At 67.4% G+C, this 14,224-nt stretch carries 17 protein-coding genes; 7 read left to right on the top strand and 10 right to left on the bottom strand.

The window, feature by feature from the left end:
- Nucleotides 1-52 precede the first annotated feature (52 nt).
- Nucleotides 53-658: a TetR/AcrR family transcriptional regulator gene (locus ACFFGN_RS10545; protein WP_380045944.1), complete on the bottom strand. Its 606-nt coding sequence runs from the start codon at nucleotides 656-658 to the stop codon at nucleotides 53-55.
- Between the two features lie 99 nt (nucleotides 659-757).
- On the opposite strand from ACFFGN_RS10545, the gene ACFFGN_RS10550 reads away from it, so the two are divergent.
- Nucleotides 758-2,410 (top strand): FAD-binding dehydrogenase, encoded by a 1,653-nt coding sequence (locus tag ACFFGN_RS10550; RefSeq protein ID WP_380045946.1) that lies wholly within the window; start codon nucleotides 758-760, stop codon nucleotides 2,408-2,410.
- 30 nt (nucleotides 2,411-2,440) lie between these two features.
- Here ACFFGN_RS10550 and ACFFGN_RS10555 read toward each other — a convergent pair whose 3' ends face one another.
- The 3 genes from ACFFGN_RS10555 to ACFFGN_RS10565 form a co-directional block, all read right to left on the bottom strand.
- Nucleotides 2,441-3,388, bottom strand: a complete 948-nt coding sequence (locus ACFFGN_RS10555) for a serine protein kinase RIO (RefSeq protein ID WP_380045948.1) — start codon at nucleotides 3,386-3,388, stop codon at nucleotides 2,441-2,443.
- A 365-nt stretch (nucleotides 3,389-3,753) separates the two neighbouring features.
- Entirely contained in the window at nucleotides 3,754-4,491 is a 738-nt protein-coding gene (locus tag ACFFGN_RS10560) for an NIPSNAP family protein (protein WP_380045950.1), read from the bottom strand.
- Between the two features lie 113 nt (nucleotides 4,492-4,604).
- Nucleotides 4,605-4,748, bottom strand: a complete 144-nt coding sequence (locus ACFFGN_RS10565) for a GPGG-motif small membrane protein (RefSeq protein ID WP_380045952.1) — start codon at nucleotides 4,746-4,748, stop codon at nucleotides 4,605-4,607.
- Between the two features lie 192 nt (nucleotides 4,749-4,940).
- Here ACFFGN_RS10565 and ACFFGN_RS10570 point away from each other — a divergent pair, with 192 nt between their 5' ends.
- The gene (locus ACFFGN_RS10570; protein WP_380045954.1) at nucleotides 4,941-5,903 is read left to right on the top strand and encodes a TIGR03557 family F420-dependent LLM class oxidoreductase; all 963 of its coding nucleotides are present in this window, start codon (nucleotides 4,941-4,943) and stop codon (nucleotides 5,901-5,903) included.
- A 6-nt stretch (nucleotides 5,904-5,909) separates the two neighbouring features.
- On the opposite strand, the gene ACFFGN_RS10575 is transcribed toward ACFFGN_RS10570, so the two are convergent.
- The 3 genes from ACFFGN_RS10575 to ACFFGN_RS10585 are packed head-to-tail and all read right to left on the bottom strand — an operon-like array spanning nucleotide 5,910 to nucleotide 7,922.
- Nucleotides 5,910-6,530 carry a UdgX family uracil-DNA binding protein gene (locus ACFFGN_RS10575; protein WP_380045956.1) on the bottom strand — a complete coding sequence of 207 codons (621 nt, stop codon included), beginning with the start codon at nucleotides 6,528-6,530 and terminating at the stop codon, nucleotides 5,910-5,912.
- The gene (locus tag ACFFGN_RS10580) at nucleotides 6,531-6,857 is read right to left on the bottom strand and encodes a plasmid stabilization protein (RefSeq protein ID WP_380045958.1); all 327 of its coding nucleotides are present in this window, start codon (nucleotides 6,855-6,857) and stop codon (nucleotides 6,531-6,533) included.
- Between the two features lie 54 nt (nucleotides 6,858-6,911).
- Nucleotides 6,912-7,922 (bottom strand): DNA topoisomerase IB, encoded by a 1,011-nt coding sequence (locus ACFFGN_RS10585; protein WP_380045960.1) that lies wholly within the window; start codon nucleotides 7,920-7,922, stop codon nucleotides 6,912-6,914.
- Between the two features lie 82 nt (nucleotides 7,923-8,004).
- Here ACFFGN_RS10585 and ACFFGN_RS10590 point away from each other — a divergent pair, with 82 nt between their 5' ends.
- From ACFFGN_RS10590 to ku, 4 genes are all read left to right on the top strand, one after another.
- Nucleotides 8,005-8,625, top strand: coding sequence for a hypothetical protein (locus ACFFGN_RS10590; protein WP_380045962.1), 621 nt, complete (start codon nucleotides 8,005-8,007; stop codon nucleotides 8,623-8,625).
- A 63-nt stretch (nucleotides 8,626-8,688) separates the two neighbouring features.
- Nucleotides 8,689-8,865, top strand: a complete 177-nt coding sequence (locus ACFFGN_RS10595; RefSeq protein WP_380045964.1) for a CsbD family protein — start codon at nucleotides 8,689-8,691, stop codon at nucleotides 8,863-8,865.
- Between the two features lie 190 nt (nucleotides 8,866-9,055).
- Complete coding sequence (locus tag ACFFGN_RS10600; protein ID WP_380045966.1) at nucleotides 9,056-9,994, top strand: hypothetical protein; 939 nt, start codon at nucleotides 9,056-9,058, stop codon at nucleotides 9,992-9,994.
- A 49-nt stretch (nucleotides 9,995-10,043) separates the two neighbouring features.
- Entirely contained in the window at nucleotides 10,044-11,048 is a 1,005-nt protein-coding gene (gene ku / locus ACFFGN_RS10605; protein ID WP_380045968.1) for a non-homologous end joining protein Ku, read from the top strand.
- Nucleotides 11,049-11,080: 32 nt separating this feature from the next.
- On the opposite strand, the gene ACFFGN_RS10610 is transcribed toward ku, so the two are convergent.
- Nucleotides 11,081-11,761 (bottom strand): hypothetical protein, encoded by a 681-nt coding sequence (locus tag ACFFGN_RS10610; protein ID WP_380045970.1) that lies wholly within the window; start codon nucleotides 11,759-11,761, stop codon nucleotides 11,081-11,083.
- A 110-nt stretch (nucleotides 11,762-11,871) separates the two neighbouring features.
- The gene (locus ACFFGN_RS10615; protein WP_380045972.1) at nucleotides 11,872-12,246 is read right to left on the bottom strand and encodes a VOC family protein; all 375 of its coding nucleotides are present in this window, start codon (nucleotides 12,244-12,246) and stop codon (nucleotides 11,872-11,874) included.
- 100 nt (nucleotides 12,247-12,346) lie between these two features.
- On the opposite strand from ACFFGN_RS10615, the gene ACFFGN_RS10620 reads away from it, so the two are divergent.
- A complete protein-coding gene (locus ACFFGN_RS10620; protein WP_380045974.1) occupies nucleotides 12,347-12,805 on the top strand; it encodes a GNAT family N-acetyltransferase in 459 nt (152 codons plus the stop codon).
- Here ACFFGN_RS10620 and ACFFGN_RS10625 read toward each other — a convergent pair.
- The gene (locus tag ACFFGN_RS10625) at nucleotides 12,789-14,189 is read right to left on the bottom strand and encodes an MFS transporter (protein ID WP_380045976.1); all 1,401 of its coding nucleotides are present in this window, start codon (nucleotides 14,187-14,189) and stop codon (nucleotides 12,789-12,791) included. The genes ACFFGN_RS10620 and ACFFGN_RS10625 overlap by 17 nt on opposite strands.
- Nucleotides 14,190-14,224 lie beyond the last annotated feature (35 nt).

Raw genomic sequence — 14,224 nt, forward strand, 5'->3', positions numbered from 1 at the left:
CAGCTGGCCGTTTAGTTGCCTGAGGCCCGTTTCCGTCAACCGGAGGCGGGCCTCAGGTCGCGCGAGACACCGCGCGCAGAATCGTGGGCAGGAAGGCCTGTTCGAGTCGGCCGGCCGGAAGGCGATCGGGCTCGACCAGAGATTGGGCCATCCCGCCTTCGCGGATGGCGACCAACAGACGCGCGAGCAGATCCACGTCCACCGTCGGAGTCCGGCCGGCACTGGCGAACAGCCGCCGCAGCAACTCGGCCAGTTCGCCGCGCAATCGCTCGTCATGGGCGGTCAGGATCTCGGCCGCCTTCGCATTGCGCGCGGCGTGCAGGGTGAATTCGGCGGACACCAGGTGCCAGCGTTCGTCCTGCTCCTCCAGCACGAGCCGCTCGACCAGCGCCTCCAACGGATCGGCCACGTCCGCCAGCTCGTCCACCACGGCCGCGACCCGTTCGAGGATGTGCCCCGTGCGCAGGTCGAACAGCGCGAAGAACAACTCGTCCTTGGTGGCGAAGTTCGAGTAGAAGGCGCCGCGGGTGAATCCCGCCTGCTCACAGATGTCCTCGATCGTCGCGGCGTGGAAGCCCTTGGCCGCGAACATCTGCAAAGCTGCGTCGAGGAGCCGTGCATGGGTCTGCGGACGGCGCTTGGTCGGCCCCTTCGGCATTCCGGCTCCCCGTTGACAGGCACGGCTGACGCGCAAAGAATACAGGGACGAATCGGATACGTCGATGTATCCGATTGCGGCGCTTGACAGGGGTGTGAGATGGACGCGGATGTGATCGTTGTCGGCGCGGGACTGGCCGGACTGGCTGCCACGGCCGAACTGGCCGACGCGGGCAAAAAGGTGCTGCTGCTCGACCAGGAACCCGAAGCGTCGCTGGGCGGTCAGGCCTTCTGGTCCTTCGGCGGCCTGATGTTCGTCAACTCCCCGGAACAACGCCGGCTGGGTATCAAGGACTCGCGCGACCTGGCCATGCAGGACTGGCTGGGCTCGGCCGGGTTCGATCGGCTCGACGACCAGGACAAGTGGGCCCGGCAGTGGGCCGAGGCGTACGTCGACTTCGCGGCCGGGGAAAAGCGCCCGTGGCTGCACGCGCAGGGCGTTCGGTTCTTCCCGATCGTCGGCTGGGCCGAGCGCGGCGGGTACGACGCCGCCGGGCACGGCAACTCCGTGCCGCGGTTCCACGTCACCTGGGGTACCGGTCCGGGCCTGGTGGCGCCGTTCGAGCGACGCGTGCGCGAAGCCGTCGAGAAGGGCCTGGTGCGGTTCGGATTCCGCCATCGGGTCGACGAGCTCACGGTCACGGGCGGGGTCGTCGACGGCGCTCGCGGCAAGATCCTCGAACCCAGCTCGGTGGCCCGCGGCGAGGCGAGTTCGCGTGTCGAGGTGGCGGACTTCGAGCTCAAGGCGCAGGCCGTCATCGTCACCTCGGGCGGTATCGGCGGCAATCACGACCTGGTCCGGGCGAACTGGCCCGCGCGACTCGGCAAGGCGCCCGCGCACATGATCTCCGGCGTACCGGCGCATGTGGACGGCCGCATGCTCGGCATCACCCAGACCGCGGGCGGCCGGGTGGTGAACGAGGACCGGATGTGGCACTACGTCGAGGGCATTCACAACTGGGACCCGATCTGGCCGATGCACGGTATCCGCATCCTGCCCGGGCCGTCATCGCTGTGGTTCGATGCCCTGGGCAAGCGTCTGCCGGTGCCGTTGTTCCCCGGTTTCGACACCCTCGGCACGCTGTCGCACATCATGAAGACCGGCTACGACTACAGCTGGTTCGTGCTGACGCAGAAGATCATCGAGAAGGAGTTCACGCTCTCGGGCCAGGAGCAGAACCCGGATCTCACCGGCAAGGACATTCGTGGTGTGCTCGGCCGGGCCCGCGGTGGCGCGTCCGCACCCGTGCAGGCGTTCATGGACAAGGGCAGCGACTTCGTCATCCGGGACAACCTGGCCGACCTGGTCCGCGGCATGAACGAGCTGACCGAGACGCCGCTGATCGACCTGGCCGATCTCGAACGCCAGATCGTCGCGCGCGACCGGGAGATCGACAACACCTTCACCAAGGACGCCCAGATCACCGCTCTGCGCGGCGCCCGGAACTTCATCGGCGACAAGCTGATCCGGGTGGCCAGCCCGCATAAGATCCTTGACCCGAAGGCCGGGCCGCTGATCGCGGTGAAGCTGAACATCCTCACCCGCAAGTCCCTCGGCGGCCTGCAGACCGACCTGGACTCACGGGTCCTGCGCTCCGATGGCTCGCCCCTGCCCGGGGTGTACGCCGCCGGTGAGGTGGCGGGCTTCGGCGGCGGCGGCGTCCACGGCTATCGCTCTCTGGAGGGAACGTTCGTCGGTGGCTGTCTGTTCACCGGACGAACCGCGGGCCGCGCCGCCGCCAAAGCCCTCTAGCGGCTGGTGCTTTGGCGCTGCCACCAACGGTCAGAACACCTGGACCATGAGGTCGGCGAACAGCTCCTGGTCGTCGATCTCCAGGCCGCGCGAGCTGAACCACGCGGCCATGTTGCGGCAGTCCCGCAGCAGGAATTCCATGCCCTGCGGGTTGCCGACTACGTCCACGACCTGAGGCAGATCGATCATCACGATGCGATCACCCTGGGCCAGCACGTTGTACGGCGACAGGTCTCCGTGCGCGAGGCCTGCCCGGGCGAGCTCGCGCATACCGTGGCGAACCTGCTCGAAGTACGACGCGAGCAGATCCCCCTTCGGCCGGGTCTGCGCGAGCCGTGGCGCGGCACCACCTTGACCGTCGTCGATGAATTCCATCAACAACTCGGTGCCATCGATCTGCACGGGATACGGAACCGGCACACCGGCGGTCCAGAGCCGGCACAACGCGTCCCATTCCGCGTAGGCCCATTGGCCGGAGGCGACACTCCGCCCGTGCTGGGTCTTCTTGGCCATGGCGCGGCTGTCCCGGCTGTTCCGGGTCCGCCGCCCCTCGACGTACGAGCTGCTGCGGTGGAACGACCGATGCTCCTCGGTCCGGTACCGCTTGGCCGCGAGCAGCGAACTCTTCGCGGGGTCGGTACCGATCGCCTCGACGGCGCGTTCGACCAGGAAGACGTCCGCTTCCTTGCCGGTTTTGAGGATGCCGAGCTCGGTGTCGATCGCGGCCTGTGCCGTCACAACCCAGTCGGGCCGGGGCTCCGGGCCGCGAGAACCGCGCTCGACATCCAGCCAGGTGGACCACCGTTGTCCCACCGCGAGTTCCTCATCGACCTGCTGGAACTCGAAGGCAAAGCCGGACTCGTCCGGGAAATGCTCCTGGTACTCGTCCTGGCCTAGGTCAGGAGTGACGGTGGGATCGTCGAAGCCGAAAGCGGAATCAGGGGACTGCGGATTGGTGCTGAAAACGTCCGAAGACATCAGGTGAACTCCTGTGCTGAGAAGCGAAACGGGCGCGGGCATGCCGCAGCACACTGATGGCCATCCGTCACACCTCCTCAACTCAAGCAGCTCACGCTCAGCCGCACTCCCCGCAAGGTTCCCGCACCACCCCCCACCCCGCAACCCATTTATCCAACACCGGAACCACCCGGTCTGAACGAACCACCTAGTGCCCTGAGTCGGAAGTTCGTGCTTCAGCTCCGGTGTCCAGGTGCGTGCATCGCAAGGCGGAGAAGCGGTCGCGATGCTCTAGCATCGTGGCCGTTTCTCCAACGCCGCGAGGTGCGTGCCTGGACACCGGAGCTGTGCACGAACCTCCGACTCAGGACACTAGCCTCTGGTGGTTAGCGCAGGGCCGAGCGGGTGGTCGGGGTTAAGCGGAGGTGTTGGGGTGGGGTGGCCGAGAGGCGGGTCAGTTCCGGCTCGAGATGGTCGCGCCACTTCGGGGAGGTGGCGAGGCGGTCGCGATAGGCGTCGTACGACGCGGGGCCGGCGAAGGTGGTCAGCCAGACGAGGACCGGGTCGTCGCGTAGCGGGAGGGCCGGGAAGTTGTTCTCCGCCGGATACGTCTCGAACACCGCCACCGGACGGGCGCCCGCCTCGGAGAGCGCGGGTTCAATGTCGTTCCGGAAGAAGTCGGTGAAGCCGTCGGAGAGGCTCGACCGGTGATACACCGCGCCGGCCACGATCGACGGCGGGACGTCAGCCGCGCCGAACGACGGCGGCACGTCGGCCGCGCCGATTGGCGGCCGGATGGAACCTGGCTCAGGATACCCCTCCCGGACCAGCAAAGGCTTGAGTAACAAGGCGTTATCGGAGTCGAGCATGGTCGCGTTGGCGGCTTCGCGATGGGCCTTCCAGACCGGCCCGCCGTAGAAGTCGCTGAGCGCTTTCCCCCGGGACTCGTAGTCGGGAAAACCGCGCAGCCAGACGAACCGATCAGGATCGTCCAAGTCGCGGAACTGCCCGACGAGTTGCATGCCGGTCGCTTCCTGGCCCTCGACGAAGTACCGGTCGAAGAGATCGATCAACTCGTCCCTGCGGCCAGGGTGAAGCGTGTACTGCCGAAGGTCAACCAGCATGCGCGGATGCTCCCGAGATCGCCGAATGCGGACGAGGAGCAGTCAAGCGCGAAACGCTGCCACCTGCTGTCAGCGTTTACCAACCGCTGACAGCAGGCGCACGTTTGCCTCGATCAGGTGAAGATGCTGACGCCACCAGGTCCGACCAGCAGACCAACGATGATCAGCAGCGCACCTGCCAGCACCTGTCCCCGGACAAGCGACACGATTCCCGCGATCACCAGGATCGCCGCAATGATCCAGAGCACAAAGGCCATGGTCTTTCTCCTTCGATCCGGCCACCTCGGTAGAGGCAGCAGTGGTCCCCGAGTCTTTGATTGCCCCGTGCTTCTTCTCCGGTGCCCGCGCCGCGAAATGGCAAACGGCCGGGCAACACGACGTACGCAGCGTGCATGCCCGGCCACGCCAGGGGAACCGGAAGTAGACGCGAAGACTCATGAGGAGGCACGGTGAAGATCGGATACTTCCTGTCCAGCGAGGAGTACACGCCCGCTCAGTTGATCGAACAGGCCAAGCTGGCGGAAGAGGCCGGGTTCGACGGACTGTGGATCAGCGACCACTTCCACCCCTGGAACGACGAGCAGGGCCAGAGCGCGTTCGTCTGGTCGGCCATCGGCGCGATCTCCCAGGTGTGCGAACTCCCGGTGACGACGGCGGTCACCTGCCCGACCGTGCGGATCCACCCGGCCGTCATCGCGCAGGCCGCCGCGACCAGCGCCGTACTGCTGAACGGGCGGTTCCGTCTCGGCATCGGCTCGGGTGAGGCGCTGAACGAGCACATCCTCGGTACGGTCTGGCCGACGGTCGACGTCCGGCTGGAGATGCTCGAAGAGGCCGTCGAGATCATGCGCCGGCTTTGGACCGAGGAGTTCGTGTCGCATCGCGGCAAGCACTACACGGTCGACACCGCGCGGATTTACACCCGCCCGGACGCGCCGTTGCCGATCTACATGTCGGGATTCGGGCCACAGGCAACGGATGTGGCCGCGCGCATCGCCGACGGCTACATCACCACCTCACCGGATCGCGAACTACTGCAGCGATTCCGGGACAACGGTGGCGGTGACAAGACGGCTCAAGTCGGGTTCAAGGTCAGCTACGCGCCAACGGTCGAAGAGGGCGTGGAACAGGCGCATCGCATCTGGGCCAACTCCGGCCTGCCCGGCGAACTCGCCCAGGTCCTGCCCTCCCCCAGGCACTTCGAGCAGGCCTCGCAGCTGGTCACGCCCGAACAGACGGGCAAGTCGGTCACCTGTGGCCCGAAGGCGGAGGACCACATCGAGGCGTTCAAGCCGTACGTCGAGGCCGGGTTCGACGAGATCTACGTGGCCAACATGGGGCCGCACTCGGTCGACATGATGAAGCTGTACGGCAGCGAGGTACTTCCCGAGCTCAGGCGGACCCGCGTCTGAGCAGTGTCACGCCGACAGCAGGCGTACGGCGGCGCGGAGGTCGTCCACCAGTAACCCGAAGTCCTTGGCCCGTTCCTCGGAACGCAGCACGGACGACGGGTGTACGGTGGCGATCGCCGCGACGCCGTCGGATAGTTCGATCGGCCGGCCGCGGTTTTCGGTCACCTTGAAACCAGGGCCGACCAGCGCCCGGGCCGCGATGGCGCCCAGGATCACCACCAGCTCGGGTTCGACCAGTTCTCGCTCGCGCGCCAGCCAGGGGCCGCAGGCAACGATATGCCCGACGGCCGGGGTCTTGTGGATGCGCCGTTTGCCCTGGCGGGTAAAGCGGAAGTGCTTGACCGCGTTCGTGACGAACACCTCGTCGCGGTCGACTCCGGCCTCATTCAGCGCGCGGTCCAGAAGCCGGCCGGCGGGTCCGACAAAGGGCTGGCCTTCTTCGTCCTCGACGTCACCGGGCTGCTCACCGACCAGCATCATCCGCGCGGTGCGAGGGCCTTCGCCGACCACCGCCTGGGTGGCGCCCTCCCATAGGTCGCACCCGCGGCACTCCTGGGCGGCGCCGGCAAGGGCGCTCAGACCGCCCTTGGCCGGCACCCACGGCTCAGCGCCGGGAAACCGGGTCACTCAGCGCCCGACGGCTTTGGCGAGTTCGGCCTTGTTCATCTTCGACCGGCCCTTGATGCCCTTGCGCTTGGCGTCGGCGTAGAGCTGTTCCTTGGTCCGCCCGCCGGATCCCTTGTGCGAGCGCAATCCACCGCGCCGGCCCGACGAGATGTCGTCGGTCGAGGTACGGCTCTTCTGCTTGGCCTCACCCGACCGGGCGCGCTCCTTGTTGACCGTGCGGGCCGCGATCTCCTCAGCGGTGTCCTCGCTCCGGCCACGCTTCTTCAGGCCAGCCTTGATGTGGTCGTACTGACGCTCACGCTTGTTGTTCCAGGCGTCCTGCGGCATGACTTCCACTCCTCTCGACTACTGAGACCCACCCGGTACCCGGCTGAACCGGCCTCAATCCAAGCTCAGCAGCCGGACCACCGAACGCTCCAGCGCGGCGCGGACCATCGGCCGGGTCAGATCGTTCGAGCCCACCCGGCGAATGGCCGGCGCGATGGTGCGGCCGCGCTCGAACTGGGTGACCACCCGCGGATCGACGTACGACCGGCGGGCAACGGCAGGGGTGTTGCCAAGTTCCTCGGAGACCTCGGTCAGCATCTGGCGAATGGCGCTCTGAGTGGCCCGTTTGCTGCGCGGTGGTTCGGCCTTGGCGAGTACGACGGCCGCGTAGACCGTCGCGTGCCAGGTACGCAGGTCCTTCACCGTATGACCGTCGCCGACCAGCTCCTTGAACCGTTCGTTCACGTCCTCCGCGAGGATCGGGCGACAGCCTTCGCCTTCCTTGCAGACCAGCAGCAGGGGATTGTCGTGCCGGCTGCGCTTAAGCGTCGCGACAGCCTTGGATAGTTCGGGGTCTGCCAGTTCGAGTGAGCGGCGCTGACCACCCTTGGCGGTGAAGTCGAAGAGGAGCTTGCCGCGCCGGATACAGACGTCCGTGCGGAGTAGAGTCGCGGCGCCGCGACTGCCGTACTCGTCGGCGTACTGCGCTCCACCGGTCCGGAACACCCCGTGGTCGAGCATGCGCAGCGCGACGGCCAGGACCCGTTCACGGCTTACCCCCGGCCGGACGAGATCCGCCTCGACCGTCTGGCGGAAGTCCGGGAGGCGGCGGACCAGGCGTCGTACCCGCTCGTGTTTTTCCGCGTCGCGACTCGTTCGCCACGCCTCGTGGTACAGGTACTGGCGGCGGCCGGCCTCATCGGTACCAACTGCCTGGATGTGTCCATTGGGGAAAGGGCACAACCACACGTCCCGCCAGGCCGGAGGTACGGCGAGTGCCTTGAGTCGCTCGAGCGTCTCCGGGTCGGTGACGGGGTTGCCGTCGGCATCTAGATAGCAGAACCCGCGGCCCCTGCCCTTACGGGTAAGGCCCGGTCCGTCCAGCTTGCTTCGTCGCAACCGCATGCCCGCCCGGTACCCCTTGCACACGGTCCGTATCCGGGCAGCGAGTATGCATTCGCCGGGTGGTCGCGGGTACGTAGAGGGGATGGAAGATACCGAACGTCGTTCAGCCTTTGTCGGCGCTTTGACGACCGAACACTACGTTCTCCAGTCAGCCGCCGGTACGGCGATCACCGAGGGTGGCGCCCGCGCTACGGCCTTCATCCTGACCGTGTCGAGCTCGATGGTGGCGATCGGTTTCACCGTCGGCAACAGCTGGGTGTTCTGGCCGTTCGTCTCGGCGGTATTGCCGTTGCTGTTCGGTCTCGGCCTGATCACCACCGTCCGGCTGGTCGAAACGGGCGCGCAGTCGCTGATGTACCAGCGGGCGATCGTGCGGATCCGCCGGTTCTACCGCCAACTCGACCAGGAGAACGCCGAGTACTTCGGCCAGTACAGCCGCCATCCGGACCCGGCGGACGCAACGGAGGCGCTGGCCATGCTGGCGGTGCGCAGGAAGCCGGAATTGTTCAGCATCGCCACCACAACAGGGCTGATCACAGCCGGTATCGGCGCGATCGGCACCGCGCTGGTGGTCATCCGGGTGGCCGGTACCGATGCCCTGCTGCTCGCCTACTGCACGGGGGGCGCCGCGCTCGTGGCGCTGCTGACCGTTTTCTTCTGGTTCGAGCGGCGGCAATATCGCGATGCGCTGCGGGACGCATAGTTCGCCAGGATCTGGGCACAGCGAGGGCAAGGACCGATCCGCCGATCCACAGAGGAGGAACCGATGGGTATCGGGGACAAGTTGAAGAACGCCGCTGAAGGAGCCAAGGGCAAGGTCAAGGAGGCTACCGGCGACGCGACCGACAACCAGGACCTGCAGGCCGAAGGCGAGATGGATCAGACCAAGGCCGATCTGAAGCAGGCCGGCGAGAAGGCCAAGGACGCCTTCGACAAGCGCTGATCGTCTAGCGCCTTTGCTGACGTAGCTCGCGACGAGTTTGCCGACGGCCCGTTGGGCCGGTGGGCAGAGCTGGCCGCGGCTTCGAAGGCACTCGCTCGACCGCACCGGCACCCGGTGCGGTCGAGCCGCGTTACGCCTCGCGCGCTGGTGGAGGCGGCCGAGTTGGCCGATCGGCCGCTAGGGTCGGGGCATGGACTTCGACGAGGCGGCCACCGAGCTGTACGGCGTGCCCGCGGCGGATTTCATCAGCAAACGCAACGAACTCGCCAAGCAACTGAAGGCCGACGGCGACGCGGCCGGATCCGCCCGCCTGAAGGCGCTGCGCAAACCCACCGTCGCGGCCTGGGTGGCGAACCTGGTCGCCCGGGAGAAGCCCGACGAACTCGACGACCTGCTGGCCCTCGGTGACGAACTGCGCGAGGCCACGGCTGATCTCGATGGCGAACGCCTCCGCGAACTGACTCCACGCCGCCACCAGCAGATCGACGTACTGGCGAAGGCGGCGCAGAAGCTGGCTGCGGATGCCGGGATCAAAATCAGTGCTGATGTCGGGCAGAAGCTGCGCGAAACGCTGGACGCGGCGCTGATCGACCCCGCGGCCGGTGAAGCCCTGCGGGACGCACGCCTGAGTAGCGCTCTGCGGCATGTCGGTTTCGGTGTTGTCGACGAGAGCGGCGAGCCTTCCAACGTCATGCCACTGACCGACGACCGGCGGCGCCGGGCGGACGAACGGCGCAAGAAGCGCTCCCAAGCTGGGCGCGCTGCGGAAGAAGCGCCTGAGTCGGAGTCTTCAGGATCCTCGGAGACCGCGGCCGAGGCGCGGAAGCGGGCCGAGCGGGAGGAAGCCGAACGCCTGGAGGCCGAACAACGCGAGGCCGAGCGGCTCGAGGCGCAACGCGAAGCGGACGAGGCCGTCGCCGCCGCGGAAGCCGCTGAATCGACGGTCGAGGACCTCACCACCGACCTGGCCGAAGCCCGCGAGCGGTTGGAGGCGGCGCAAGAGGAGGTCCGGCGCCTCGGCGACGCCCTGGACGAGGCCCGCAAGGAAGCCCGGGCCGCCCAGCAGACGAGTCGGGACGCCAGGAAGCGGCTCAACCGGCTGGGACGGGCCACGCGCTCCGAGTCTTGAACGACGGCCGAACGGGTACCGGCCGGTTCAGACGAAAGGTGGTGCCGAAATGGCGCGTGCGATCTGGACGGGTTACATCACGTTCGGGCTGGTCTCGGTACCAGTCGGGCTGTTCAGCGCGACCTCGGAACATGAGGTGGACTTCCACCAGTTCCAGCGCGGTACGTCGGACCGGATCCGCTACAAGCGGGTGAACGAACGCACCGGTCGCGAGGTGGACTACGACAAGATCGTGAAGGGCCACGAGGTAGGCGGTGGCGAGTACGTCATCGTCGAGCCGGAAGAACTCGAGGACATCGCGCCCGGCCGGTCCCGGTCGCTGGAAATCTCCCGGTTTGTCGACCTGGACGAGATCGACCCGATCCACTTCCAGAAAAGCTACTACCTGGCGCCGTCCGAAGAGGACAACACCTCGTCGTACGCGCTGCTGCGGGATGCGCTGGCCAAGACCAATCGCACCGGTATCGCCAGTTTTGTCATGCGGGGCAAGGAGTACCTCGCGGCGATTCGCGCCGACGGCAAGGTGCTCGTGCTGGAGACGATGTTCTTCGCGGACGAGATCCGCGATCCCACCGAGACCGGGAAGCTGCCGGCGAAGTCCAGTGGTGGCAAGCAGTTGGCGATGGCGACGGATCTGATCGAGGCGATGAGCGGCACCTGGCGGCCGCAGGACTATCACGACAGCTACACCGAGCGGGTGAAGAAGCTGGTGGAGACCAAGCGCAAGGGCAAGGAGGTGGTCATCTCCGAGGATGCGCCCGAGCCGACCAAGTCCGACGACCTGGTCGCCGCCCTGCGTGCCAGCGTCGAAGCCGCCCGCGCCCGCCGCAACGGCAAGTCCCCCGCCAAGAAGACGGCTGGCACCAAGAAGGCCGCCGCCGCGAAGTCCCCCGCCAAGAAGAAACCCGCCGCCAAAAAGACGACCACGAAGAAGGCGGCTGGGAAGACGACCACTACGGCGAAGAAGTCCTCTTCCGCCGCGAAGAAGTCGTCCAACGCCGCGAAGAAGTCCGCGGCTGCCAAGAAGACAACCACTCGTAAGAAGGCCGCATAGCGCCCCGCGGTGGCGTTGGTGCGAGGGGCCGGTTAGTCGGATTTGCGGAGCAGGAAAGTGCCGGGGTCGGAGGGGGCGCCGGCGTCGAGCCAGCGGCGGAAGCCTTCGGGATTGAGGCGTTCGAGTTCGTTGAGGCACAACCGCCGCACCTCCGCGATGGTCTCGCGATCGTGTGCGTCGTGGGCGCGGCGCAAGGCCTGACCGCTTTCACGCCAGATTCGGCACAACTCCCCGACCGACATCGACGGCTCGGCGTCATCGACCGCCTTCGCCCCGGCCGGACCCGCCGTACTGGATTGCTCCGCAGGCGCGGTGTCACCACCCGGGCGCAGCCGCGACGGCAGGGTCGCATACAAATCGGGCCGTCGCCGCGCACGCCGCCGGATCGCCCAATCGAGCAGTATGGCGAACAGGGCCAGGCAGATCGCGAACAACCAGCCGAGCGCACCCCAGGTCAGCAGGCGGATCAATCCCGGCAGCGCGAGCACACCACCCGCGGCGATGGCGGCGACCAGCAGTGGCGGCCCGTACGCGGTCTCGGTGGTGACCGAACGCACTACCAGCGCAGCCGGCCAGACCAGAACGAACACAATCGCCAGTAGGAGCAGGGATCCGAACGGCCCGAGCACCAGCACACCGGCGAGACCACCCGCGACAGCGACACCGACCCCCGCGGCGAGGGCGGTCCGTCGTACTCCCGGGCCGGGCCGCATCTCAGCCGGGCCGGGTGGTCGACGCGGTGATCATGGTGCACCCTCTGATCCGGGAAAGACGATGGCGGGTCATTCGAAGCCGTACCCCCGCAGGGCGAGGCGCAAACAGCTCAGGCGTTGTGCTGGATAACGCAGAACTCGTTACCGTCCGGGTCCAGCAACACGATGAAGTCGTGATTGTCGGGATACGGCCAGTCGGCTGGCTTGCTGGCGCCGAGTTCGAGCAGACGCTCGACCTGGCGATCGCGTTCACTGGTGTACAGATCGATGTGCACCGGCGCGGGTTCGGACGGAATCTCCTTCGCCTGTTGCAGCAACACGGCCGGCTTCGCGCCATCCGGGTCCACCAGCCGGGCGAAGTGTCCGTCGAAGAACGTGTCCTTCGCTTCGTAACCGAGCGCGGCCGTCCAGAAGGCGGTGGCGCGGTCCAGATCGGTGGTGTTCACAACAACCGTCGCGAGGTGCAGATCACCGACGTCACTCATCGTCTTGTCCTCTCGGCTCGGGAACAACGCGGTACAGCTCGGGAACAGACCCGGTACCCAGTGGGCCAGGCCGAATGCGCCGGTCTGGCATTCTGTCCCGATGCCCAGCCCGCACATCCGTTCGCGCACCGGCAACGATCTGCCCGCGTGCGTCCGGGTCCTCCGCGAAGTTCATGAGGCTGTCGCGTACCCGTTGCACTGGCCGGCCGATCCCGCCGCCTGGCTCACGCCGGAGACGGCCCTTGGTACCTGGGTGGCCACGGTCGACGGTCAGCTCGCGGGTCACGTCGTACTCGCCGAGCAAGGCGAAGGAGCCCGGGTCGAGCGCTTGTACGTCGACCCGGCGGCCACCGGGCAGGGGATCGGCCGCATGCTCCTGGCGCAGTGCGTCACGGCCGCGCGGGACCTCGGCAGGGAACTGACGCTGGAGGTCGCGGACAACGGCAACGCCGCGATCGGGCTGTACCGGCGAGCCGGCTGGATCGAGACCGGACGCGGACCGGCCACCTGGGGTGGTGACCAGGTCCGCGAGGTCCTCTACTTCAGCGCACCTCGCTGACCGCGGCCTCAACCTCAGGCCCAGCGGCACCGATCCCAACCTGCCCCTCGGCCCCGGCGGCGACGTCGACGGTGTCTGTGACGGCGTCGCCGGTGGCGGCGTCGCCGGGAGCGGTGTCGCCGGGAGCGGTGTCGAGCGGGTTGGCGAGTTCGTCGCTGGGCATCCGGCCGAGCCAGACCGCGACCAGGCAGGCGATGACCGGGCCGATGCCCGCGGCGATGAAGACGGCCGTCACCCCGAACAGGCTGGCCGCCGGTCCGGCAAGCGCCATCGAGACCGGCATCAGCAACAGCGAGACGAAGAAGTCCAGGCTGGAGATCCGCCCACGCAGGTGATCCGGTACCCGGCGCTGCAGCAAGGTGCCCCAGATGACCATTCCCGCGGATCCGGTCGCGCCGACGATCGCGGCGCCGAGGGCCATCTGCCAGACCTCGCCCGCGATGCCGAGCAGCACGAACGGCGCGGAGCCCAGACCCCACATCAACGTCATCACCGTCAGATACCGCCGTGGCAACCGCCGGGACGAGATCAGCAGCGCACCGATGGCCCCGCTGATACCAAAGACGGCCAGCACGAAACCATACGCCCCGGCGCCGCCACCGGTTTGATCCCGGATCGCGAACGGCAGCAGCACCTCGATCGGCCCGAGGATGAACAACACGAACACCATGCCGAACAGCAACGACGCCAACAGCCAGCGGGTCTTGCGCACGTAGGTCCAGCCTTCGCGGAAGTCCGCGACGATGGCCTTGACGCCGCTGTGCTGGTGCTCCGAAGGCGCCACGGCGGGCGCCGGACGGACCTGCATGGCCAGAACGCAGGCGGCCGAGAAAAGGTAGGTCAGACCCGCGACAAGAATCGCGACACCCGGCGAAAGCGTCGCCACGGCGATACCACCCAAGGCCGGGCCGGTGGCCTGCTGCGCCAGCGGCCGCAACGTACCTTCCAGACCGTTGGCCGCGAGTAGTTCGTCCTCGGGCAACAGCCGTGGCACCAGTGCCGTATACGCAGGGATCAGGAAGGCCTCACCGGCGCCGATGATGAGCGCGCCCGCGGCCAACTGCCAGATGGTCAGCACATCCAGGAAAGCGAGCGTGGCGACGCCCAGCAGCACGACGCCGCGGACCACGTCGGCGGCCACGATCACCGTCCGCTGCGGCAGCCGGTCCGCCGCGATGCCGCCGAACAACACACAGGTGACCAGGCCCACGCTGTACGCCGTGGTGACGATCGAGAGCTGGATCGGTCCACCGCCCAGCTCGATCACCTGCCACGCGAGCGCCACCAGCCACAGTCCACTACCGATCAATGCGACGGCGAGACCGATCCACAGCAGCCGGTAGTCCCGGTGCCGCAGCGGCCGAACCGCTCTCCACTCCGCCATTTATGCACACCTCAAGAGTTCACGTCGCAACTATT

The sequence above is a fragment of the Kribbella deserti genome, from assembly GCF_042434725.1.
GTDB lineage: Bacteria > Actinomycetota > Actinomycetes > Propionibacteriales > Kribbellaceae > Kribbella > Kribbella deserti.